This is a genomic window from Mucilaginibacter mallensis (genome assembly GCF_900105165.1).
In the GTDB taxonomy this organism is placed as follows: domain Bacteria; phylum Bacteroidota; class Bacteroidia; order Sphingobacteriales; family Sphingobacteriaceae; genus Mucilaginibacter; species Mucilaginibacter mallensis.
Map to the genome: position 1 here is coordinate 3,017,491 of NZ_LT629740.1, position 24,100 is coordinate 3,041,590.

At 44.4% G+C, this 24,100-nt stretch carries 17 protein-coding genes; 2 read left to right on the forward strand and 15 right to left on the reverse strand.

Features of this window, described 5'->3' with window-relative positions; genetic code table 11:
* Positions 1 to 64 precede the first annotated feature (64 nt).
* A complete protein-coding gene (locus tag BLU33_RS12485; protein ID WP_197684496.1) occupies positions 65 to 1,966 on the forward strand; it encodes an eCIS core domain-containing protein in 1,902 nt (633 codons plus the stop codon).
* Between the two features lie 70 nt (positions 1,967 to 2,036).
* The gene (locus tag BLU33_RS25100) at positions 2,037 to 4,067 is read left to right on the forward strand and encodes an eCIS core domain-containing protein (protein WP_157682134.1); all 2,031 of its coding nucleotides are present in this window, start codon (positions 2,037 to 2,039) and stop codon (positions 4,065 to 4,067) included.
* 246 nt (positions 4,068 to 4,313) lie between these two features.
* Here the strand turns inward: BLU33_RS25100 and BLU33_RS12495 are convergent, their stop codons facing one another.
* From BLU33_RS12495 to BLU33_RS12555, 15 genes are read right to left on the reverse strand one after another with little or no spacing between them, the layout of a single operon-like run.
* Complete coding sequence (locus tag BLU33_RS12495) at positions 4,314 to 6,359, reverse strand: eCIS core domain-containing protein (protein WP_091373126.1); 2,046 nt, start codon at positions 6,357 to 6,359, stop codon at positions 4,314 to 4,316.
* Between the two features lie 27 nt (positions 6,360 to 6,386).
* Positions 6,387 to 7,742 (reverse strand): ATP-binding protein, encoded by a 1,356-nt coding sequence (locus tag BLU33_RS12500; protein ID WP_091373128.1) that lies wholly within the window; start codon positions 7,740 to 7,742, stop codon positions 6,387 to 6,389.
* Complete coding sequence (locus tag BLU33_RS12505; protein ID WP_091373131.1) at positions 7,727 to 9,661, reverse strand: contractile injection system tape measure protein; 1,935 nt, start codon at positions 9,659 to 9,661, stop codon at positions 7,727 to 7,729. Before BLU33_RS12505 ends, BLU33_RS12500 begins: the two co-directional genes overlap by 16 nt.
* Positions 9,658 to 11,154, reverse strand: a complete 1,497-nt coding sequence (locus tag BLU33_RS12510; protein ID WP_091373134.1) for a hypothetical protein — start codon at positions 11,152 to 11,154, stop codon at positions 9,658 to 9,660. Before BLU33_RS12510 ends, BLU33_RS12505 begins: the two co-directional genes overlap by 4 nt.
* Before the next feature lie 3 nt (positions 11,155 to 11,157).
* Positions 11,158 to 13,539: a hypothetical protein gene (locus BLU33_RS12515; protein WP_157682135.1), complete on the reverse strand. Its 2,382-nt coding sequence runs from the start codon at positions 13,537 to 13,539 to the stop codon at positions 11,158 to 11,160.
* Positions 13,540 to 13,543: 4 nt separating this feature from the next.
* A complete protein-coding gene (locus tag BLU33_RS12520; protein WP_091373139.1) occupies positions 13,544 to 15,844 on the reverse strand; it encodes a tail fiber domain-containing protein in 2,301 nt (766 codons plus the stop codon).
* A gap of 22 nt (positions 15,845 to 15,866) precedes the next feature.
* Positions 15,867 to 19,622 carry a baseplate J/gp47 family protein gene (locus tag BLU33_RS12525; protein WP_091373142.1) on the reverse strand — a complete coding sequence of 1,252 codons (3,756 nt, stop codon included), beginning with the start codon at positions 19,620 to 19,622 and terminating at the stop codon, positions 15,867 to 15,869.
* An 11-nt stretch (positions 19,623 to 19,633) separates the two neighbouring features.
* On the reverse strand, positions 19,634 to 20,062 hold the full coding sequence (locus tag BLU33_RS12530) for a hypothetical protein (protein ID WP_091373144.1): 429 nt from the start codon (positions 20,060 to 20,062) through the stop codon (positions 19,634 to 19,636).
* A gap of 9 nt (positions 20,063 to 20,071) precedes the next feature.
* Positions 20,072 to 20,476, reverse strand: coding sequence for a GPW/gp25 family protein (locus BLU33_RS12535; RefSeq protein ID WP_091373147.1), 405 nt, complete (start codon positions 20,474 to 20,476; stop codon positions 20,072 to 20,074).
* Positions 20,477 to 20,503: 27 nt separating this feature from the next.
* Entirely contained in the window at positions 20,504 to 20,668 is a 165-nt protein-coding gene (locus BLU33_RS25320; protein WP_172829249.1) for a hypothetical protein, read from the reverse strand.
* A gap of 12 nt (positions 20,669 to 20,680) precedes the next feature.
* Positions 20,681 to 22,327, reverse strand: a complete 1,647-nt coding sequence (vgrG, locus tag BLU33_RS12540; protein WP_091373150.1) for a type VI secretion system tip protein VgrG — start codon at positions 22,325 to 22,327, stop codon at positions 20,681 to 20,683.
* A gap of 1 nt (position 22,328) precedes the next feature.
* Complete coding sequence (locus BLU33_RS12545) at positions 22,329 to 23,009, reverse strand: CIS tube protein (RefSeq protein WP_091373153.1); 681 nt, start codon at positions 23,007 to 23,009, stop codon at positions 22,329 to 22,331.
* Between the two features lie 2 nt (positions 23,010 to 23,011).
* Complete coding sequence (locus BLU33_RS25105; RefSeq protein ID WP_157682136.1) at positions 23,012 to 23,176, reverse strand: DUF5908 family protein; 165 nt, start codon at positions 23,174 to 23,176, stop codon at positions 23,012 to 23,014.
* A gap of 1 nt (position 23,177) precedes the next feature.
* Complete coding sequence (locus BLU33_RS12550; RefSeq protein WP_091373156.1) at positions 23,178 to 23,663, reverse strand: phage tail protein; 486 nt, start codon at positions 23,661 to 23,663, stop codon at positions 23,178 to 23,180.
* Entirely contained in the window at positions 23,663 to 24,082 is a 420-nt protein-coding gene (locus tag BLU33_RS12555; protein ID WP_157682137.1) for a phage tail protein, read from the reverse strand. Before BLU33_RS12555 ends, BLU33_RS12550 begins: the two co-directional genes overlap by 1 nt.
* Positions 24,083 to 24,100: the final 18 nt, after the last annotated feature.

Consider the following 24,100-nt stretch of genomic DNA (forward strand, 5'->3'; position numbering starts at 1 on the left):
TACTTTAGTAGTATAGATATTAATTCTTAAATTACTGAATCTCAAACACGTCAGCATGCACGCAATGGACAAAGCAAAAACCACCAGGAGCCAACAGCAACCATCACTTGGGCCACCCTTTAACAGTAGCAATAAAGCCGCTAAAGGCTATCCTGCCGTAACCCGGTTTGCACAGCCTCCTGCATCATCCGCCGATGGCAGCAACGGTTTGCCACATCAGTTGCAGCAGGGCGTAGAGGCATTGTCGGGCATGTCTATGGCCGGCACATCGGTGCATTACAATTCTTCTGCTCCGGCACAGATAGGCGCGCTGGCCTATGCCGCAGGAAACCAGATCCATCTTGGCCCCGGGCAAGAGCAGCACCTGCCGCACGAAGCCTGGCACGTGGTACAGCAAAAACAGGGCCGGGTTAAACCAACCCTGCAGGCCAAAGGATTGGCAATAAATGACGACCATACGTTGGAAACAGAGGCCGATGTAATGGGGCAGCGTGCGATGCAGTTGAAAACAAGCGACGATACGCCTGTAACACCGTTGAACAACCCGGCTTTGCAATCGGCAGATGTGGCCCAGCGCAAAATAGGTCTTGAATTTCAGGCAGTTAAAAGTATCTTTTTTAAGAGAGATGAGATCAAGGAAAAAAAACTGGGTGAACATACGAACGGGTATTTTGAAGTACAATCTGACGGCAGCACAATACCTGATATGAAAGAATTAGAGTTGGTGACAAAGCCAGTGGAGGAAACAGCAGATGGACGTAAAGAACTTGTGAAAATTATGCAGGCCATAGCAAGATTTTTAAATAGAGTAGAAGATGGCGAATATATAGCAGGTATACCATTAATTAATTGGATTGATATTGTTAAAAAATCGCTCTATGACACAGCAAATAGGAAACTCGTCAGAGAAACGTTTGCTGATGAAGGGAAAGTAGATGAGAGCAAGGATGAAAAAGCTGAACGGGACACAAGGCAAACAGGACGTTTAAGTCGTTTTAATGATGAGTTAAAAACATTACCTAAGTTCTACATCCCAGACAAAAAAAAACATTTTCATCCTCAGGTTACAGTAGGTGTAAAGTTTGAGCGGGTAGCTGAACTGATTGACCATTTAACCAAAGCACCTTTTAAAACAGGCGGTCGAAACATAACGGAAGAGCCCCGGCCGGAAACGAAAGCAGTGGCGCCAACTGATGTTTCTGGCATAATTAAAGACCGGCAAACGGCAGCAAATATTTTAGGATGGGGTAGTAAAAGTCATCACATAAAATATAAAACAACCTCGAGGGCCGGACTGGATAAAGTAGACAAACTTGGCGGGCTATCACCTAAAGTGAGAGGCCTTCTTGCAATTTTTTATGGCTTTGCAGAAACCTGGGCTGATGAATATAAAAAAGACTTTAACAAAACACCCCGCACCGCAAAATACATGATGCCATTTATGTTAAGGAACGCTTTTTGGCCGTTTTTTAATAGTCTTACCGAAGAAGAGGTAAAACAATTACAGCTAATCGACACGAGCCTTTTTGATAAAAGGTTAATAGAGGATAATAGTCCGATCATTAAAAAAGTGTTTGAAGATATGCTGGCCAAAAAAGCCTTAAGCGATGAAAAACAGGAGAATGTATATCATAGAGATTACTTTCAACGAACTAACACCCATGGTCATGGCGGAATAACAGAAGAAAATTATAAAGATGTTTGGAAGTTAGAAACAGTTGACGACATCGGTGCATCTGACGCCCCCGGAGATGAAAGAAGAGGAGCAATTATTGAATTAAGAAAACTTGGCGATGAAGTACCACATGACAAACTTATGGAATTTGCTTTGGCCGCTTTTGACCTGATCGTACTTATTAATGCCAGGGAAGGTTCCTCTTCTGCTGCTCCACCAACACCATCACCGCCATCTTCTACCTCATCATCTTCTACCACCTTATCATCATCTCCTTTAGCCGCCGTTTAATAGTGAACCGTACATAATCAACCGAACATTATTTATAACTTGCTTTTATTAATGACCTGCAATATTCATAATGGGCAAAGTAAAAATCCCCAGGGATCAACAGCCAACATCGGTCGCGCCATTGCTGAACGGCGATAAAGCAACCAAGGGCTATCCCGCTGTAACCCGGTTTGCACAAGCACCCGCCCCATCGGCCAATAGCGGCAACGGTTTGCCGCATCAGTTGCAGCAGGGCGTAGAGGCATTGTCGGGCATGTCTATGGCCGGTACATCGGTGTATTATAATTCTTCTGCTCCGGCACAGATAAGCGCGCTGGCCTATGCCGCAGGAAACCAGATCCATCTTGGCCCCGGGCAAGAGCACCACCTGCCGCACGAAGCCTGGCACGTGGTACAGCAAAAACAGGGCCGGGTTAAACCAACCCTGCAGGCCAAAGGATTGGCAGTAAATGACGACCATGCGTTGGAAACAGAGGCCGATGTAATGGGGCAGCGCGCTGTGCAATTGAAAACAAGTGACGATACGTCCGTAACACTGTTGAACAACCCGGCTTTGCAATCGGTAGGCGTGGTACAGAGGAAGATTGGATTTGAATTTCAGGCGGTTAAGAGTATTTTTTTGAGGGGACCGTTCGGTAGCAAAGAAATATTGGGACGTGAAACCGAGGGAAGATTTAAAGTAGAAGGTGATGGAGGTGTATTACAAATAGGGTCTGAATTGGAGCTGATAACAAAAGCTGTTGAGGAAACCCCACAAGGACGTGAAGATCTCGTGAAAACTATGGCGGCGATAGTAAATTTTTTGGATGAAATAAAACATGGTGATGCGATAAAGGACATACCAAAGATCAATTGGGAAGAAGAAGTTAAAAAGCCTTATGACCTTTCGATGTGGATACCTCCACCACCGCGATCGCGTACTGCCAGCAGTGACCCGGAAGTAGAGAGAAGACACACGGAGGCAGAGCGCAAGCGTAAAGAGGAAGAAAAAAAGGGCGATAGGGCAACAGCGCGACTATTAAAAGAAAAACTTTCGGTAGAAGGAGAAGAATTTCCAAAATTCGTTATTGCCAAAACAGGAAAACATTTTCACCCGCAAGCTACTGTTGGGGTAAAGTTTGAAAAAATAGCTGATTTAATCGAATACATAACCAATGCACCAATCAAAAAACACGGCCGCCGTGTTGTTAAGAAACGGCCTAAGCCGGAAGTAAAAGAGGTGGAGGCAATGATAACAGCAGAAGCGGAGGCAACAGGCAGCAGTATCTCACATGAACAAGAAAGCAAAGCAGAGTTGACACCGGGAACTGCTCCGGCAATAATTACAAACCCGCAAGAGGCAGCAAACGTTTTTGGATGGGGTGCAAAAAGATACCATAAACCATATAAGGCAGCTTGGGGGGCTGCTATGGATGAAGTAAACCTGATTCCGGGACTGTCGCCCCAGGTTAAAGGTCTTGCTGCATTTTTTTATGGTTTGGCAAAAAATCAGTCTGGAGAATCTAAAGATACCATTGATGACCCCAGGTTCCCCAAACAAGCAATGCCTTTTATGTTAAGAAACGGGCTTTTGCCTTTTTTTAATAACCTTATCCCAAGTGAGGTGGAACAATTAAAGCAAATTTATGCAAATGGCGTCTGGGATATGCAAATAATGCCGGAGAATAAGCATAACAAAAATGAGTTTAAGAGTAAAAAGATCCCGACTGTCAAACAAATATTTAAAGATATACTAAAAGACAGGAGTGACGATGAAAAAAAAGAGGATAAAAGAGAGCTTCTTAAAAGAGAAAGAATAGGAGGCCACGCCGAGATAACGAATGACAAAGAATCTCTTAAATTATATGACATGACGCGTATAGATGACATCGGCGATTCCGATACAGAGCCAGCACAGCTACGTCAGGGAGCAATTATTGAATTGCGGAAACTTGGCAGTGATGTACCACCTGAGAAACTTATGGAATTTGCTTTGGCCGTTTTTGACCTGATCGTACTTATTAATGCAGGGGAAGGCTCATCTTCTGCTGCACCACCATCACCGCCATCTTCTACCTCATCATTATCCACCTCATCAACATCTCCTTTAGCCGCTGTTTAATAGTGAACTGTAGATGATCAACCAAACATCATTTATAACCTGCTTTTATTAAGCGATCTACAGTATTTATAATGGACAAAGCAAGAATCACCAGAAATCAACGGCATACACCTTCTCAATCATTAGCCGCCAAAGTGGGCAGATTATGTTTTTTTGCTTAGTAGCGCACGGCCGGAGGATGATTTACTTTCCCTGGAATATCAAATGACTTAAAAATGCCGCCTTTGCAAATTTCCCTCAATAACTTCAATCATCTGGAGGAGGGGGTGGTGGAATGACGGGAAGAGGACGAGGGAACGACGGGTTCCAATTTACAAGAGTGATCAAATCAAAAACGGCCGTCGCGAATGCAGTAAGTTTCTCGGGTGGCACCTTATTGCCAAGATTTCTTAATTCAATGATAGCTCCGCGCCGCCTTTCGGGCCCTGTGGTTGCCACATCTGTCTCAGAAATACCGATATCATTTACACCTTCTTCATCTTCTTCAAAGTCAGTGAGGCTTTCAATATCGCCGTGCCCAGCTACGCGTTCGTCTAAAAGATAGTCTTTTGCATCTTCATTTAAAACCTTTACCTCTTCACCTTTATGTAGGGCTACCTGTACATTCACAGATTCGCCTTTAAGGTCTATTTGGACATCTACTTCCCTTTTGTGCTCCATTTGAATGGTTTCTTTTGTACCAATCAGAGCGGCAAATATTTCCATAACGGTCGGTATTTTTTCGATTTCACTGAAATCACGTTTTTCATCCTTGCTTTCCGGCATAATCGGTACATCCAAAGCCCCTTTCCAATCAATTTTCTTTAATTCTTTTTTTTCATCCTCGTTAAGATTGTTAAAAAACGGCAAAAAACCTGTTCTCAACATAAACGGCATCATGTCCTTTACGTAATGAGGATTGCCTATTTCCTTTTTATATTCAGCAGACCTGTTTTCTGCTAAGCCATAGAAAATTGCAGCAAGTGCTTTAACTTTAGCCGGTAGCTCTGGATTTACTTTATTCAGTGCTGCCATCCAACTGTATTTAAACGGCCTGTATCTATACCTGCCGTATGGTGTACCTCCGCTACCCCAACCAATAACTTTGGCCGCAACCTGCGGACTATAAATTCGTTCGTGAGAATCTCGTTTTAAATCCTTAGTTTCCTTTTGAGATGTACCTCCGGCACCTGTTGTTATGGCATCTCCACCCTCTACCCTCTTGGTTTCTCCCATAACTACACCACCTTCTTTGATTGGTGCATTGGTTAGATAACTAATTAAATCAATTACGTTCTCAAACTTTACACCCACGGTAGCCTGCGGATGAAAAGTTACTTTCTCAACGATATGATATTTTGGCACTTTTTTTTCTTCAAGTTTTTCTTTTCTTCGAGTTTCTCTTAGCTTGCTTTTGTGGCCCGGTTCTTCTTCTGTGTCTCCTGTTTTCAATTCTTCATCAACTTCCGCATTCACCACGTCTAACTCACTTTTCTTAGCGGCAGAACCATTCCAGTTAATTATGTCCCCTCCTGTTCCTGCAATATAGTCACCATCTTTTATCGACTTCGAAAACTCATCTATCTCCTCCATCATATCCACCAGTCTTTCACGTCCTTCTGGGGTTTCCTCAACAGGCTTTGTCACCAGTTCCAATTCTGGCCAGAGTATTCTTTTGCCTGGTTCGTCGGCTTCTTTTCCGCCGTCGCTTGTTACTGTAAATTCTTTACTCTTGCTTACACCCAAATCATGCTTACCTGGCTTAACATTAATTAAAACAACACTGTCAACTGCCTGAAATTCAAAACCAATCTTTCTTTGCACCACATTTGTTGCAGCCGGCACAGGTTCAGTGGCTAACTCAACCGGCTCTGTTGTTTTTAACTGAGCGGCCTGTCGGCCCATGATATCGGCCTCAGTTTCAAGTGTGGGGTCGTCATTTAGGGAAAGTCCTTTGGCTTGCAGGGTTGGTTTAACGCGGCCCTGCTTTTGCTGCACCACGTGCCATGCCTCATGCGGCAGGTGCTGCTCCTGCCCGGGGCCAAGGTGTATCTGATTGCCCGCGGCATAAGCCAGCGCGCCTATTTGTGCCGGAGCAGAAGAATTATAATGTACCGATGTGCCGGCCATAGATATCCCCGACAGGGCTTCCACCCCCTGACGCAACTGATGTGGTAAACTGTTACTGTTATTATTGACGGGGGCTTGGGTAAACAGAGCTACAGCCGGATATCCTACCCCATTCAATGTGCGATTGTTTGAAGCGGGGGCAAGAGATGCCTGTTTGCCGCCAGGTGTTTTTTCATTGCCCATATACTTATCAAATGGATTGTTGTCTGGTTAAAAAATAATACCCTCCTTTTGCTGTTCCCTTTTAATGCCGGCTTCTATAAACTTTACAGGCACTTGTTGCAATTGGTTCTTTACAGCTTTGAGGCAGCAGTACCTAACTATGTTAACTATTGCGCCACCTGTTAGCTGATGCTTTTCAGCTATGGAATAAAGATCAATCTCTTTTTCGGGTTGTAATTGTTCTGGAAATGCATTTTTCCATATTCGATAACGCTCCTCCGGCCCCGGGATGGGGAAATAAGCCAGGCTTTGAAAACGACGCAAAAAGGCCTGGTCAATGTTATCCTTTAAGTTTGACGCCAGAATAACAATACCGGGATGATCTTCTATGCGTTGCAACAGATAGGCCACCTCCTGGTTGGCATACCTGTCGTTAGAGCTGTCAACCTCCGTTCGCTTGGCAAAAAGCGCGTCGGCTTCGTCAAAAAATAAAATCCAGCTTTTGCTTTGGGCCCGTTCAAATACCCTGGCCAGGTTTTTTTCTGTTTCCCCTATGTAACGGGAAACTATCATAGACAGATCGATACGATATACATCGTGCCCGGTCACTTTACCCAGCAATGTGGCAGTAAGTGTTTTACCCGTACCCGGGGGGCCATAAAACAAAGTCTTATATCCGGGTTTAACCCGCTTTTCAAATCCTTGCAGTTCAGAAAGTTTTTCCGAATGCTCGGCCCAATCCCTGATCTCCTCAATTACTTCTGCCGTTACCGCCGACAAAATAAGATCGGCCCATTCCATTCCTGTAGTAAGCAGTTTGGCTGGAAACTGATCGCCCAAAACGGGTTGCTGCCACGTGCCTGATACGAAATAGGAAATAAAGTCATCGGTTATCCGCAAAGGCATATCCATCCAGCTATCATGTTCCGGTCCGGCAGAGCGCATTACGGCACCCGATCTTATTAAGCTACTATCCGCATTAAACAGGCTGAAACAGGGTAAACGGTCTTCCAGTTTTGTACCAGCCAGCAGAAAGAATACCGTTTGCCCTGTTGGCACAAAACCGTTTCCTGAGAATGAGCCGCCGAATTCGGTAAACCTTTTATCATAAGTGGTATTACGCGTGTAAAAGCCGTCAAGCAACTCAGGTTTCAGGCATGGAGCAAAGGCCAGTATAAGCAAAAGCCGTTCAGGCATGCCCAGTTTATTTTCAGAAATAAATTTTTCGTAGGCGCTACCAGTTGCGTTTACCTCTGGCAGCACCAGGTCAGTAATGGATTGTAGCGATGGGTTATTGCCAAAATACAGGCCCAGGCGTAAATCAATCACCTGCTGCAGCCAGTTCAGTTCTTTTACTAAAAAAGCGGCATTATTTATGGTCTTGTTTTTTAATCTTGCTGCCATTCTACAAAAATTAAGTGTTCCAGCCATGGAAGTTTAATCAAGCTATTAGACCATGGCAAGCGGTCTACCAAAATATCATAGTTTTGGCGCTCAACCTGTAGCAGCCAGTTTCCGTCGCGGGTGCTCAGAATGCCTGAACGCTGCAAATACGCCTGGCGCAGTCCGGCCAAAGATAAACCGCTCCACAAAGGGGCATGGCCAATAACCGCTTCCAACATATTATCTGCCTCATTCATATCATCCTGTGTAATATCGGTTTGCATATCAACCCATTCGGTTAACTCTAAGCCGCACAAGAGCTTGATCATCGGCAGATGACCTTCAAATACTTCCAAATCATCCCCAAGAGCAACGTATAATAATAGCATACAGGCCTTGTACTGGCTCTGTTTATCATGAAAAGCATCTTTATTAATTAGGTTTAGCGCAGAAAAAAAATGCGAAAGAAAGGGCCAAAGCAAAATCAGGCCTGCATGGCTGACAGAAAAACGCTCTGTTGCCGTAAATTGGCTGATGAGTTTCGCAGCAAATTCATCCATATTTTCATCGTTAGCCTTATTTATATATTCCGTAGTGGCGTTTTTGGGGCTGTAAATAGATTTAAGCTCATTTTCTGTTTGTCCGGTAAACGAATTATTTTGATTAACAATTGTGTCTTCTGATGATCCGGCCGTTGGGTTAGATTGATTGCTGTCCGTTTCTGTATTTTTATTGTGATGCTGAGCAGCAGGACCTGGTAAAGCGACCTCTCCTGCTGTTTGTTGAATATTTGATGCATTTCGATCTGGACCTATGTTCGGGGATTCCGGTTCAGAGCTCATAGTAATTTTCCCGGTCGCGCCATCGGTACCGGTACCTGCATTTGCTTTTTTGGGATAATACTGAGCACTTGGACGGCTTACCCCCACGGCAAGGCCAAGGTTATCCCATAAATACCTGGCATGAAGAACGCTCTGTTGCAAATCAATCTGCGCTGTTGTTAAACCAGCAATTGAGTACCGTATTTCTTTGACTTGCTCCTGATGCTTTGCAATATCCGGGCAGATTCCATTTTCGGTTAATAAAACCAATGCCTCTGCAAAGGCGGTATACATCCTGAATAATTGATGATAACGGTCATTACCATCAGCATTATTGCTGATATCAATTTCCTGCCGGGCAAGGGCATTAAAAAAGATTTGGGTAAGGCTGGATGCACTTGCACTCGCCCGATCTTTGCCATAACCATGGTCAGGCCCGCCCGTGTGTTGGTTGTAATACAGCACATTTGCCCACCAGGCCTGCCTGAAGCTGGTGTTATCAATAGCAATACCAATGTTGCGGGCTATCTGTAAATATAATTCGGGCACGGGCAGGTATTCGGGATTGAGCAATGCCGCAATATGATGTAGTTGCTCGTTATTAAGCGTATTGATAAACCGCTCCAGCATTACCGTATCACGGGCTTGTTGTATAATACTGTGCAGCATATCTGGCCGGGTTGCGAGCAACGTGTTCAGGGCTTGCGTAAATATTTGAGATGACGGATCTTTTACCCACCATGGCAGCATTCCTGTTTGCAAAAAATACATCACCAGTTCGGCATGCGTATATTCTGGCATTTGAGACTCATGGTTTGTATTTGCAGACTGCTGCTTTGCCAGAATTAATTGTTCGTCTGCCGCAAGGCACTGCGCCAACCGCTCTGCCAGATCGGTTTCCAACGACTGTGCGCTGATTACCCCCAGGTCTATTTCCCAACGATCTATCCTGATATCGGTGCCGTCTGCTGTCAACAAGTCCATATAATCGCCCACCATCGGTGCTATTAGCTTTTTTAGAATAGTTGCGCTCTCGTCCTGTATTTCATTGGCCGGAAGCTGGTCATGGATATCAAGGTCTATCAATACCCGCTTAATGATATGCTCTTGTTCGCTCATTGATCCTTCAAATCGATAACTCCAATTACAACAGCAAAACCGGTGGTTGATTTTGTGGCCGTTATCTCCACCGCTTCCGGTTTGTTTTTTTTGTTTAAAGTCAATAAAACTTCGGCATTCTCGGGCTCGTTACCCGGGTTACAGTTGCCGACAACAAATTGGCCCTTCAGCCATTCGTCTTCAATCGCCGCACCGTTTTTCGATTTCAGCCCCTCGCGGTTTTTACTCACGCGCATGTAGCCAACGCCCTGGTTACGATGATAAAAAAATGGCTCGCTTACTGCTTTTTTCCTTTCCGCATCCCTCAACTGATAGATAATGCCCCGCTGTGGATCATCTATGCGGATGATTACGACACGTTCATCATCAGAAGGCTCGTTGATAAGGCTGAATTTTCTATTAGTGTCAGGATATGCAGCAATCATTACTGTTGCAATGAGTTCTGACTCTAAATCCAAAGTTGGTTTATTCACCCTTATTGTAACCAAGGTATCTTCTTTGATAGCTATGGGCAGTGGCATATCCAATTGTTCCCCTGTGCCTGCCACCATTGCTGTCAATAACTCACCGGCCGACCTATCTGGCGCATCAGTATCAATACCACCTAAATAGATAAAGTAATTTGCCGATTTCTGCGTTTGCTGTAACCTTATGCCTACTTTGCCGCTGTAATTGATGGCGCCGCTCTTATTAACATTTTCGTTATTGGCCAGGCTATACCAGGTTGCCGGCAAATTAACATTTGGCGTTACCACAATATGGGTAGTTTTCAATAATATTCCCACTTGCCTGGTGTCTTCATCAAAAACCCAAACCTTCAGATACAAGTTTTCGCGCAGGCCGTATTGTGTCTCAATCCTTATGTCGCCGCCATTTTTACTCAATTTGCTTTTACTGACCAGGTAGCGCTTACAATTATCCGGCAGCTGCTCTTTTAACCCGGCGGTGGGCAGTTCATCCGGAAAGACGTCATCTTCCAATGCAATCTGCTGTGCCATACTTGCTGTATCGGCAGCGTTGTACTCAAAGAAAATAGCATAACGGGCGTTCTTCTGTGTGTTTTTTATGATTAATGCTGCTTTTTCGCCATAAGTAATTATTGGCTTTTCTGCCACAATCTCCAGACCGCGGTTAACGCCTATCGTTATTAATATAGTTTGAAGTAAAGCACTGTCAAGCGTTTTACCATATCTTTTTATGGCTTTTACCCTAAAAGCATGTGCCTGTACCTTCAGTGGTAAGGTTAATAATATGAGCTCTGCACCTGTTCCATTTTGAGGGGTACGGTGTTCAATATCTTCATAAACCTGATATTTTACATCGGATTGGCTGTAGCCAAGCACAAGCCCGGCAGGCTCATCGTAAAATACGATATCACTTTCGGCTTTAAGCGGTAAATCGGTTAAGGGATAAGTACCGCCCACGTCGTTCAATACCACATCCAGCAGGGTGTTGCGTGATGCTCTCAGCAAAAATCTTTCTTCACCAACCATACCTCATTCATTTTTAAGTTTACGCAATTCCTGAATAAATGAACTATAAGCCTGCTCAAAGCGCTCAAAAGTTTCATTTTCAAGCCATTTAATATATACCGTGATATGGGCAGGGGTTTCTTGCCGCACCGTGGTTTTTACAAATTCCAGGAAATTCTGGTTGACAAACCGCTCGTCTTTTTCTGTCCCGAAAACAAATGTGAGCTGAAATGAATAAGGGTCGTTCTGTTTATTTTCGGTGGCATTTTCAGTAAACGCAAAAATGGTTGCCTGAATATCTGCACGGCGCCATGCTATCTCTGATGCTTCTATTTTTTCGGGTAACTGATCGGGCTGACTCAGTGTGATATTGAATTTATCAGCAAATACGTCTGATACGCTGGCGGCAATTTCTTTACCTTTATAAATCACCACAATCTGATCTCCGTTTTGAAGATCATGAGCGGGCAAGACACACATATAACAACCAGCGGAAACCCAGCTGACGGAAGAGCAATACCGATTTTTACGCAATTCCTGCAGGCGCTGCTCGTCTGCCGGGAACGGACGCAGCAGGATGTGTTCGATCAGGTAAAATGTTCCGGGCTTTTTTATTCCCAGTTTGGCGGCAATGCGTTTTTCCAGTCCCGAAACATTATCATGATAACCAAACTCTTCCTTGGGGTTTGAGGGCTGGAAATAGTCAAAGCCTTTTCCGCGCTGGCTGCTGTGAACCGGATAACCGGCCAGGAAATCCAATTTATCGTGAATAAGCGCTTCAGAAACGCTTGCCTCACCTGCATCATCGGCCAAAGCTGCCTGCGACAGCCTTACATCCTGAAGCCACAAGGCATAATCATCCATACTTTCAGCAAACCTGGCCAGCAGATGATTAAGAAAACGGTTTTTACGAGATATGGCGGCATCGGGGCTCTCGGTTATACTGTTAATGTCGGCCTGATATGTTGCGGATAACAGCGGCCCGATACCCGGCACTTTATCCACTAATGATTGGCTGAAATAGGTAGTTTTCCAGATGTCAGCGCCATCGGTTTCACCCTCTGTGGCCGAAAAGCCAAAGAGGTTTTTTACACCGGCTACCTGCTGAAAATAATTGGCCAGTATTTGTTCAAAAAATAGCAGGTATGCTTTTAGTTGTTTGGCCTGCGCTTGTCTCAGGGTGCCTGCCGTTTCAGGTAAACCACCTTCCCCGATGCCATATACATCCGGAAAATGATGTTGAATAGAATAGTAGGCAGAAAGGTCGATATGGGTAGCCTCAGGCGGCAGTATATCCCGCTGTGCCGGTGGCAGCACTTTATTTGTACCAACCTGCTTATATTCATCAAAATACCTTTTTACCAACTCATTGTTCAAATTCAGTTCTCTTCCGTCTTTTTCAAACTTAAGCTTACCCAGGGTAGCATCCACATCCAGTACGGGTACACTTTCGGGGTTAAGTGCCAACACCCAATTGCCCTGTGTTGAGTTGGAATACATGCACAGATTGTCGGCTACGCGCACTTCCGGTCCAGTCATTATCTCTCTAATCAGGTCAGACGCATATAATTTCGGTTTTTGGCACAGTTGTTCCAACTCGCCATCATCTATAAAGCCATGCTCCAACGCTGGCCCATCCATTACTTCGTCAACCGTTTTTCCTTTTGCCAGCATTTCTGCCAGTGTATAAAAACGAATGCCCGGCGATATCCAGTTGGCCAGCCTGCTTAAAATACGGGCGGCCACTTTGTTAATATCATCGGCATTCCCTATCTCTATTTTACCGGCAATAGTAATTTTTTCACCGCTAACCAGGTGTATCTGTTCATAGTCTTCGCAAAGATTACGGCAGGCGTACAATCGTTTCCTGATAATTTTTTCGGCTACCTCTGGTGCAAACACATATACATTGTACAGGCCTTTTATTTTTATTGGTTCCAGTGGCACGGTTTTCAGGTCTGGCAGTGCTTTTTTTTCGCGGTCGAGCGTCAGCTCATTTTTCCCGGCATCAAAATAAATTACGGGCTGGGAGTTACCGGCTTTTTCTATCCAGGCATTTTTAACGCCCTCTATATCCAACAGTACTTTTCTGAAATCGTTTAACGTAACAGGGTTGGTAGTTAAAATGGTTGCCGGACTGTACAGGCTGTTGTAAGTGTTCCCGCCAGGCTGTGCAAGTATCTGGGTAATATCAAAACCGGCGCGGTAACTTAATTCGCTAAGTGCATAACAAAGCTGATCGAGGATGGTGATACCCGGATCATGCGTGTTATGGTCTGTCCAGGTATTACCTGCCAGCCGCTGCAGCAACAGGATGCCCTCATTTCTCAATTGGTCGAAATCAAGAGCAGAGTGATTATACGGATCATTGCTCAAGGTTATCGAACGCAGCTGGTTGTCCATCATTAAATTAATTTGGCAGGTTTTCGGTTACGTTTAATGTTATGCCCGCTTCAATTGATCTGACATATGCTTTAAGGCGATCATGATCATCTTTAAGCGCGGCCAGTTCTTTAGTAAGCTGTTGCGTGGCGCTGATATTAAGCATGAACAGGTGATTGTAGTCGACCGCTTTCAAATCATTTACCTGTTTGCCATATATCATCACATCATTATACTCATCAGCCTTACCGGCAACGCTGAAACAATTTTGATCAATAACCGCTACAGTTTTCTCTGCATCACCCGATGGCTTAACCAGCTTCACTATGTCGCCCTCGCTCAGGCCATGCGGAGTTGTCATCGCAAAAATCACATGGTCGTTCAGGGCTGTAACACTGTCCGGTTTTTCATAAATATCGGGTATAAAGCCCTGACGACTCACAACAGCCTGGGGCACTAACGTTTCCAGTTCCTGTGCAATAAAACCTTTTGTAAAGTATGATTGTTCATTACGTGCGTCGATATATTGATAATCTGTCACCATTAGCTGGTTAAGCAGGTTCAGGCCAGCGGCCGGGTCGGCATGGGTAATGTCTTTTTTTATCCGCCTGTCAGAAAATCTGTTAAACGCAGTTCCACTAACGCTTCCGCTAACATCCAGGTCTTTGAATTTCCATAAACCACTTCCTTCAACTCTACCGATGGCTGTTAAATTCGAACCATCAGGATCGCAGTTAACAAACTCAAATCCTCCTTTTCCCTGGCCTTTGTTATTAATAAAGTTGGTTTCGCCACCGCCTTTACTGCGGTTCCACGTTAAATATCCGCCCTGTCTATTGAGGGAACCACTTTCATAATCAAAATAAATTGCTCCATTTACCGTAAGCCGTGCATGCGGATTTTCATTACCTACACTTACAGATCCGTTAGTATCAATAATAAGAGTACGCGCAGTACCGGCACGTTTCCCGCTTGCATCCTCATAATCTGTAAAAAAGCACATAGGGGCCTTATTAGTAACAAATCTCATATTATAACCGGCTTTGGTTGAATACAGGCCAAGATCAGCAGTTTGCAGGTCTACATCTGCATCACCTATTAGCTTGATACAACCATTATGTTTAAGGCTGACCCCTTCCCGAATGGTTATTTTACTGGCGACATCAAGGTTAGCGCCTATAGTACTGTTGCCGTCAACCCTCAATTCCGGAAGTTTCCACTCGCCACCTCCGCTTACTTTACCAATAGTTCTTTCATTGGAACCATCGGCGTCGGCATTAACAAATTCAAACCCCCCGGTCCCAGTGCCTTTGTTATTAACAAAACAGCTTTCACCCCGTCCGATACGGTTCCATATTAAATATCCGCCCTGGTTATTAGTTGTAACCGATTCTGAATTGAAGTAAATTGCTCCATTTACAGCAAGCCGCGCGCAGGGCTGAGTATTTATAGCTGTACTTATACCAACAGATCTATTACTGCCTACAATAAGCGTAGGTTCTGTACCTATACGGCCGTCGCTGGCATCCTTGTAATCTGTAAAGAAATACATAGGTTGTTCGTTAGTAACAAATCTCATCCACCGGTTGGGAAGTGTTGAATACAAACCAAGGTCAGTGGTTATTACATCTACATCCTTATCTCCCGTTAACTTAATGCAGCCACTATTTTTAAGGCGAATACCCGTGGCGGAAATGTTACCATTCACATCAAGTTTAGTTTCGGGCTTTGCTACGCCTATGCCGATGTTGCCATCAACGAGTAATTCTGAAAGTTTCCACTCGCCATCTCCATCAACTTTACCAATAGATTTCATGTTCGCCCCGTCAGCATCGCAATTAATAAACTCAAACCCTCCCTTTCCTTCGCCCCTGTTATTAATAAAATTGGTTTCACCGACACTGCCACTACGGTTCCACGATAAATATCCGCCCTGTTTATTCGGAGAAAGAATTTCGGAATTAAAATAAATTGCGCCACCCACAGTAAGCCGTGTATGTGGGTTAACTGCGCCTACGCCAATATTGCCGGTCTCCTCGTTTATCACAAGGCGGCTTGCCGTTTTATCGTCGGTAATGTTGAAGCCAGGGCTGCCACCGACCGGGTTAAGATTGATCTTCCAGGGCGATTGTTTGGGATTATCTGACCGCGAAAAGGATAATACCTCTTGTGTGTCTCCGTTGCCGGTAATATGTATACCGCCACCGCTTTCCCGCTCAATACCATCATCGTCTTTGTTGATGCCAGAATCGATCAGATCGGCAAAATCTTTCTCTGTAGGTATACTGTTAGTTTTAAACCTACTTTTAATTTCTGCTTTTGTAGCCATGGCTTTTTATTTTTAATATTTTTTAATAAACTCTAAAATCCAGCGCAATTTCCATGTAACCTATACCCACTCTCGGATCAAGCGGCACATCGTCGTCTTCCATCAAATGAATAGTATGAGTTGGTGCAGATACCAGGATGACATCGGTATTTTGCGTGTTCATTGGTTTGATATCCTCATATGTCCCATCTGCCGTACCCTGCGCAAGCGAAAGTGTTGCTACATGATCAATGTAAGGCAGTTTGGCAATAAAATACACAACTACGTTCTGATATACAGCGCCGCCGATAATCAGGTCCGCATCGTGGTCAAAGGCCCAGGGCGAAAACAGTTTTTTAAGGTCGGTATTTAATTGCTGCCGGTAATATTCCTTGCTTAAGCCTTTTTTAATGCTTACCAGTGTTTTAACCCTTATTTTTACATAAACCGCGTTTCTAACTTTAATTTCGGCAAATGGCGGCGTGCGGCGTTCTAACCATGCGGTAATGCGTTGAAGCAGATTTACCGATGCCCGGGGTTCAAAGGAATTGAATGCTGCATTCCGCCTAATATCGGGTACGACAACAATATCTACTGCACCACTAAGCTCGTTTTGCGCAGGTGTGTTAACCGGGATACATTTTACCTTATAAACCTCAGGGAAGTTTTCCAGTACCAGGCGCTCATAGTCCCATAGCGTAAGTGCCCGATTCTTGTGTCTGATGCGTTCGCTCACCCTCGTATAGAACATATTGTCCTGCTCGGCTGGCCGGCCGTGTTCAGACGGGTAAGGCTGATTCAATTTAGCTATGCCCGCAAAGTCTTGCTGCGCCTTCTTAATGCTTCCCGGTGGAAGCGCGGCATCATAGTGCTCGCCGGCATCTCCGGGGTCTGTAAACACCGTTGCTACGGCCTGGGCGGCAATATCGACAATGGCTGGCAAGGCGGCCACATTCTCGTGGGCAGTAGCGCTAAGCCAATATAAACCTTCCTGAAAAAGCGTATTATTATCCGTTATTTCATCGGGAATGCTAAACTCGATTATTCCGTTGCCTGTCAAGTTATTTGTGGTATCGGTAACAATACACGCTGCCGGAAGCGGCTCCCATGTATTATTGCGCAAAAAGCTCCAGGTAAGCACAGGCGGTGTCAGCTCTGGATTGGCCGTTGCCTGGGCAAGCTGAAACAATAGGGACAGGTTTTGATTTTTTTGCGCACCGCTGATGCCAATATACAGATGCCCTTGTTCTTTAAAAACCGGCAGCAGGCTAAATGGTTGAAGCAGCCCTTCACTGAGTTTGGCATAACCGAAAGGGCCAATACGAAAAATTGTGGCCGGGGCACCCCATGTTTCTGCACCAAGGGTAAAAGTCGTGGTATAGTCGACAGTAAATCGCTGAAGTTTTGGAGCATAAGGTGGATTCAGAATATATTTCTTCAGCTCATCATTGCTATAGTTTACCATCTGGAGCGTTTGCAAAATGGGGTAAACGCCGTGATTAAAATCCTGTAGTAGTTCCAGGCCGAAATAGCGTTTCTGGCTCACCACATCATCACGGTTGTCTAAAACGTCCATTGGCAATTCTTCATCGGTTTTTGCCAACGTAATGGTATTGTCCTCAAAAAGGTTAATGTCTTTATCCACAAGAACCTTTGGCGTATGATCGGTGTACATGCGAACCCTGGCTTTGAACCCAAAGTCGATAGTGAGGTCTTTTCCCTTGGCTGTTTTATCAGCTACAGCCTGGTAATCTTTATAATAGTTTTCGAAACTGGCAGGTTTATTAATCCATGTAAAGTTGAGCGATAAGGTATTGAGACTTTTAGCTGCCAGCTCGGGATGGGTAAAATAAAAATTATTCCCCGCTTGCGGCTGTACCCCGAAAGGCTCAAACGGTTTCTGCGGACTCAGTTCGGCAAAGTCATTCTGTATGCGCAGCAATTGCAGGCCTTTTACGCTTACCTCGGCCTTTATTTCTTTTATTTCCATGTCCTGGAAATAATCGTACCAACGCTCAACACCATTCACCTCTTCGCTGCCGGTTTTGCTGCTTTGGTGGTTTAGTAATAAAGCCAATATCGGTCTGTCAGCCGCTATATGGCGCATGGACGGCGGCAATAGTTGCTGATCTGCATCAACCGTTTTTTGAGTACTTACATTCAACCTGATGCGCAGCACATCAAAATTATCATACAGCAGTTCTGCCTTGCTATCGGTTATTTCTTTCCAATCATTGCCCTTACCCAGCAGGTACCTGAATGGCGGTTGCTTAGTTTCACTCAGCTCTTTTTTTAACCTTGCTAATTTAAGCGGGCTGCCTGCCTGAATTTTTAGCTGAAGGTTGATAATACGCTCTCCCTCCGACAATGCAAAATGTGGCGAGGAAATTGCGAAACCCAGCGCAACTATGCGCATTTGCACAGCATCTTCATTTTTGCCCAGGGCAATAGGCCCGGTTTTATCAGCAATATTGGTATGCTTGTTCAGTACATCCGCTGCCTGGATATCATACCAGTGTTGAAAGGCTGGTAACTCATAAAATTTACCTTTCTTTTCCAGCACACCGGCAAGTATCTCATACGCAATTACCCAATCGGCATCAGTAATATTCTTCTGCTTTTCAATCAGTACAGCCAGTTGTTTAAAATCGACAAAGGAGAGCAATAGGTCGCGCTTAATATACAGCGCTGCACGCGATTGCTCTTCAGATTGATTTTGCTGCGGCGGGTCATCGTTTGGAAAAAAATTGTTTAGGTGCAGAAAAACATCTTTGGTTATCCTTTTTTCCATAAACAACGGCATCATCCCGTTTTCACCACCCATAATCTCTCCTATCAGGGCAAACAAAGGCAATGTATCGCGTATAGCAAGGCGCTGCAGATGTATTTTATGCCGCTGGTAAGCCTGCCTGAGGTTTTGTATGACCTGGTAAAAACTTACCGTACCCGGTTTTGCCAAAGCATAGTTTACAGCGTCTTCAAGTTCGTCAGTTTTAAGCTGGTATTTTGCCGCAGTCTCGCTGAGCAATGTTTTGTTAATATCCTTACCGTCATAAAATAAGAGCGGATCGAACGTATCGTAATCTAACGCAATGCTGAGCAGATCTTTAATTGTCTCTTTCGGATTGCCCTGGCCCATACTGGCCGGTTTTATTTTTTCCGTATCGACAAACAGGGTCTTAATACCGGCAATAGCCGCCCGTGTAATCAGGGTTTCTTTTTGCGTACGGTATAATAGATCAAGGCCATTCATATCCTTCCCTGCGTTTAGTGCCGTGTCTTTAGGTAATAATAACTGATTAACCTGCGGCGATAGCTGTACAATAACATTGGCTACGTCAGGCACCGGTTTCCGTTTGCTGAGGCCCAGCAGTTGGTGATAATAAAAATCGAGATGTTGTTTTGAAAATGTATTTAGCTGTTTCTGAACCTTTTCCAGCAATTTTAAAAATATTATAAAAAGCGCCAGGTGCGGCGATGAAAAAGCCTGAGCTGCTGCCGGGTAATTTTCAGTAAATGCTTCCGTGTTTTCTATAAAAGCGGCAAGGTCTTCAAACCACTCTTTTTCCCGGCCTTGGTATAAGGGGTGCGTTAAAAAACCTGTCCACGTGCCCGCCTGTTGATTTTGTTCATTATAGAAGTTCAGGTGCTCCGCCAATTCCCGCGCAAAATGTATAAAATCTTCCAGGCGGCGTTCATCAACCTTAATATTGTCCGGGTTTAATTCAGGCGATACCCGAGCCAACTGGCTTAGGCCATCGCGGTATTTAATATGCTGAGGGTTTAATTTGCTGATCATGTCCGTTTATTTTAATCAGCCTTAAATTTTATGTTAAAACTCACCAACTGACCGGTCCCGCTATATTTAGGCACCGGATCGGGTTTGGGCGGCGGACTGCTTGGATCTTGAGCCGGACTTAGAACTTCGAAAACAGCCGTAAATACCGAGCCTTTCAGCAATATGGCCTTACCCCCATCTTTTGATTTTTTTGTAAGCTGATCTGCGCCTAATGCCGCAATTTTTAGTGTACCCGTTCCCGGTATAATAAACTGGGGGGTAATATAAGCGCAGCCCGGCACCTCAAGTTTTTTTTCATCCCCCTCAACACAGATTTTCTTTCCGCTTAAAGTGCTTTTGCCCGATCCTGTAAGACGGCCTGGCCTAACAACCACGATGGCAGCCCCGAAAGCTGGTGTAAATACGGCTTGATCGCCATCGGTTATCACAATATCAGTCATGGGGTTTAATTAAGTGTTGGCTTCATTTAAATAAAAGGGATAAATCATGTTATACCTGTTATTAGTGGCGAGTATCGTGTAAACAATAGCAATATCCAGCCGCCCCTGCAAGTCGCTTACACTAACCTGCACGTTTTCGGTTATTATACGCGGTTCGTTTTTCAATATAGCGGTTGTAACACTGTCTTGTAATGAATTAATCAAGCTTTGGCTCATTTCTTCAAAAACATAACCCGACATATCTGAGCCGTATTCCGGGAACATCACCCTTTCTTTGAGCGCAGTAGAAAAAAGAATAAAAAGACTCTGGTTAATATCTTCCTCGGCTGATACCATGGCCACCTGGTTGCCATTGGCAAAAAACTGTGGCGGAAAACTCCACCCTCTGCCCAGAAATGCTTCCTGATTATCCATTAGTGTTGGTTAAATTAGCTTCTCTAATTATGCTTTCTGCTCTTCTGAGGCTTCGCTATTGGCAAGCTGCGCCTGTGCCTGTGCCTGAATTTTCTCTATCAGTGCAAATACCGACACATAACTTTTACCCCCCAGGGCTTCAAGTACCGTATTTATTTCATCTAAGCTAAATGTTAAGGTTATTTCTTTCATTGTTTGTCGTTATCAGGTTAAATCTATTTTTGATCCTTTTATATTGATGTTCTTTCCGTCAATGCGCACATCGCCATCTGCTTTAAGCATAATATCTTTATTGCTTTTTAACAAAATACCTTCATCGCTAAGGCTTATTTTGTTGTCATTTGTGTCGCTTATTTCAATTAAATGATTTTCCTCATCAATCAGTATGCTGCGCTGGTCTGAGGTGCTGATACTGACGGTTTTCTTTTCGTCGTTAAAGATCATTTTTAAACCTTGCCGGGTTACCACTCCTTTTTCCGGATTTTTCTCAGCAGGTACCAAAGGGGGTTGTTGTTTTTTGCCAAATAATGAACCTAAAATTATCGGGAAACGCGGATCTTCATTTAGAAAACCTAATACCACTTCATCGCCAGTTTCCGGCCAAAAAACAATCCCGTGTTGCTCGCCCCCATCCAAAGTGGCCATGCGGGCATGAACGCTCTTGTCTTTACTGTCTATACCAGCAACCGCTACCTTTACCATAAAACCATATTGGGCATCGGTTTCCAGCGCCTCTACAATACCTGTTTGCAGGCCACCTATACCTGGCAGCAGGCCTGCGGCTTTTGCATCAGCTGTTTGCATGGCCGAAGAAAAACTTTCGGCCGAAGTACCAAACTGACAGGTAGTTAACCATCCATCGGTAGTTACCTGGTGACGTATACCACTCACCATATTCTTTCCTGTAAATTTCTTGCCCACCCCTTTTAGGCTGAACATATTACCTACGCATATATCCAACGTACCCGAAGTAGTGAAACTGCCCTTAAGCATTGCCATATGGCTTTTTAGCGTTTGTGATTCTGCCCATGCGCTGGCCTCCGTCTCGGGCATTGGTACCGCTGAAAGAAGACTATTCTCTTTAAATCCTATAGCCGCGGCTGCAGCGCGCGGTTTTAAATTACCCTGATCAATACTGAAATTGACTGAGGGCGACATGGTTGTCAGGTTTAGTTCATCAGGGTTCCATATGCTGCTTTTAAAACCGGTGTACTGGCTGCCTGCATCAAGCTCTATTTCAAAATCAAGCAGGCTAATGCCTACTTCAAATTCCATAACCGCAGCCTTTGTAAAATCGGGTTTGGTTACAGATATAGCACCATTGTCGGTAATCACCAATAAACCGTTAGCCTCGGCACGTGTAAGCATCATGTCCCAGTTTGTTGCCTGGTACTGCACTATTTGTGTATGCACAGTTTCCGTTGCATCAACCAGGGCATTCAACCCATCCGATTCAATTAGCTTACTTATCAGCTCACCGTCGGTTAAATCACTGAATACGTTACTATTGCGCGTGCTGGTCATCCTTATCACTTTGTCGCTCAATTCCACGCTCAGCACACAACCTTCGGCAGTTTGCCGGAGCGCTTGTTTCATAACGATACCTTTAAACGCTGTTCTTCCATTTTCACTACCTGTGCTGTACCCCAGTGAAACCTCTACTTCTTTACCCAGGTCGAAAAAATCGCCGTCGCTTATTTTGAATTCCTGTTTGGCATAATCTCCATCTATCAGCAACAGTTCTGCATAAGGTACCCGGTTCACTTCCCGTGCAATATCAACCGCTAACAGCTGATAATCGGCCGACATAACTGTTCCGTTGCTTTTTATGGTGATGGTTACAACACTCATCTTATTTCTCTATTGGTGGAAAAAATAATTCCTGACCTGGTTTCAAATCGCGAAAACTCAGCAGCTTATTAGCCTGAGCTACGTGGATGTAATAGTTTTCTGAACCATATATTTCTTTACAAAGCAAAGGCAGTGTATCATGTGCTTTCACAACCCGTTTGTGGGTTAAATCGGGTGATGACTTACGCTCCCTTCTTAGTCGTTCGCTATCTTTTATATCGCTGAAAAAGGAAGTGCTTAGCTCTGCCCTGAGCGGCTTGCCCGATTTGTCAAACAAGGTATAATTGGCCGTTACAGATTGAAGCCTGCAATTAAAAACCAGCGTCCCCCACTCTACTTTTAAATACTTGGGCTCATGACTGTCGCCATCCATATAAAAGGCTTCCTTTAAAAAGCGACTAACTTCCTTAGAAACGTCCACCTTTTTTGATAACCCGAAATCAGATGCAGCTGTAGCATCGAAAATAAGTTTAAAACTCATGGTTTCGGGATGGGTTAGCTCATACTTGCGGCTTGTCCCGCTGGTATTAATACCCTGCTGTGATCCGTATCTGTTGTTGTAGGTAATAGAATATGTTTCAGGGTTGAACATTACCTCAAATACAACAGCTGCGGGGCCGCTCCTTTCTATGGCATTATATACCTTTATTTTTAACTTCTCGAGTTTCTGAAAGCTGAACATAATTATCGCCGGTTATTTTTCTTGATTATGCGCAATACTTCTTTTACACACTCCTTGATAATCTCATTCTGATCTACAGCGACAGGCGCAGAGGATTGGTCACCCTCTCCATGTTTATCGGCAACTATAGTTGCCCTGATCACCATCTCCTTAATTTCAACAGCCATTTTATATGTATTGTTGCGCGCCCGGTATATCAAGCGTTCTGAACCATGAGTAAGATAGTTCCATGGTTTCAATCATCATTTCACTGGTTTCGGCATTAAGCGCGCCAACCGACCATTTTGCAGGGATTACTTTATGAAACTCCCAACCAGCAACCGGCATGCCTACATCGTTAAATACCATTATCAGTGCGGTTAGCGGCGCAAACTTAAACTCATAGAAAGCCTCGTTAAACGATTTCTTGAGTGTAGATTTGGTAATGATACCGCGTTCCAGCACCAGGTTGCCATGCGATGTTCTGCTGGGTGTACGGTGTACATACTGGTTCTGGCCGCCTTCGGTAAATTTGTGCAACTCAAGCTCCAGCCCAATGCCCGATACTTTTTGAAAACGGATATCCAGCATATTAGGCACACGATTTTGCGTATAGAAAAAAACGCCGAAACGGTGTTTCAATACGGGTTCTAAAAGCGTGGTCAAAAGTGTCATTACAGGTATTTTATTTTCAGGTCGGTAACTATAAACTCAAGGCTTTCTATAACTACTTCGGCGCCCCTGGCGCTGAGCTGCGGAGCGTCAAGCTTTAGCGGCAATGCGCGCACCAGTTCCCAGCGCACAACAGCGTTGCCGGTTTCGTCGCACAGATCTATGTAAATATCTTTGAACGACTTATCTTCCAGCCATGCATACAACTCGTTGCGGTCGGCCGCCAGCCCACGCCTAAGGCTTACAGTGCCCTGATGTTTTTGCCCGCGGGCAATTACCGGGCCGGTAAGGAAACTCAGACCATGTTTATAAACAACTTTGTCATAACTGATACTCAGCCCCGACACTTCTGAAAAAGACATGGTGTCTTTCCCAATAGATACTTTGTAGTTATAGGTAAGTAAAGGATAATTAGTTTTCACAAATATAAATTAAAGTGC

Excerpts from the sequence above, each read along its gene's own strand:
- BLU33_RS12520 (WP_091373139.1), bottom strand. The coding sequence starts at position 15,844 with ATGGCTACAAAAGCAGAAATTAAAAGTAGGTTTAAAACTAACAGTATA.
- vgrG (WP_091373150.1), bottom strand. The coding sequence starts at position 22,327 with ATGAGTGTTGTAACCATCACCATAAAAAGCAACGGAACAGTTATGTCG.
- BLU33_RS12535 (WP_091373147.1), bottom strand. The coding sequence starts at position 20,476 with ATGGATAATCAGGAAGCATTTCTGGGCAGAGGGTGGAGTTTTCCGCCA.
- BLU33_RS12515 (WP_157682135.1), bottom strand. The coding sequence starts at position 13,539 with ATGATGGACAACCAGCTGCGTTCGATAACCTTGAGCAATGATCCGTAT.
- BLU33_RS25100 (WP_157682134.1), top strand. The coding sequence starts at position 2,037 with ATGGGCAAAGTAAAAATCCCCAGGGATCAACAGCCAACATCGGTCGCG.
- BLU33_RS12495 (WP_091373126.1), bottom strand. The coding sequence starts at position 6,359 with ATGGGCAATGAAAAAACACCTGGCGGCAAACAGGCATCTCTTGCCCCC.
- BLU33_RS12530 (WP_091373144.1), bottom strand. The coding sequence starts at position 20,062 with ATGACTGATATTGTGATAACCGATGGCGATCAAGCCGTATTTACACCA.
- BLU33_RS12505 (WP_091373131.1), bottom strand. The coding sequence starts at position 9,661 with ATGAGCGAACAAGAGCATATCATTAAGCGGGTATTGATAGACCTTGAT.
- BLU33_RS12510 (WP_091373134.1), bottom strand. The coding sequence starts at position 11,154 with ATGGTTGGTGAAGAAAGATTTTTGCTGAGAGCATCACGCAACACCCTG.
- BLU33_RS12550 (WP_091373156.1), bottom strand. The coding sequence starts at position 23,663 with ATGACACTTTTGACCACGCTTTTAGAACCCGTATTGAAACACCGTTTC.
- BLU33_RS12525 (WP_091373142.1), bottom strand. The coding sequence starts at position 19,622 with ATGATCAGCAAATTAAACCCTCAGCATATTAAATACCGCGATGGCCTA.
- BLU33_RS12500 (WP_091373128.1), bottom strand. The coding sequence starts at position 7,742 with ATGGCAGCAAGATTAAAAAACAAGACCATAAATAATGCCGCTTTTTTA.
- BLU33_RS12545 (WP_091373153.1), bottom strand. The coding sequence starts at position 23,009 with ATGTTCAGCTTTCAGAAACTCGAGAAGTTAAAAATAAAGGTATATAAT.
- BLU33_RS25320 (WP_172829249.1), bottom strand. The coding sequence starts at position 20,668 with ATGAAAGAAATAACCTTAACATTTAGCTTAGATGAAATAAATACGGTA.
- BLU33_RS12485 (WP_197684496.1), top strand. The coding sequence starts at position 65 with ATGGACAAAGCAAAAACCACCAGGAGCCAACAGCAACCATCACTTGGG.
- BLU33_RS25105 (WP_157682136.1), bottom strand. The coding sequence starts at position 23,176 with ATGGCTGTTGAAATTAAGGAGATGGTGATCAGGGCAACTATAGTTGCC.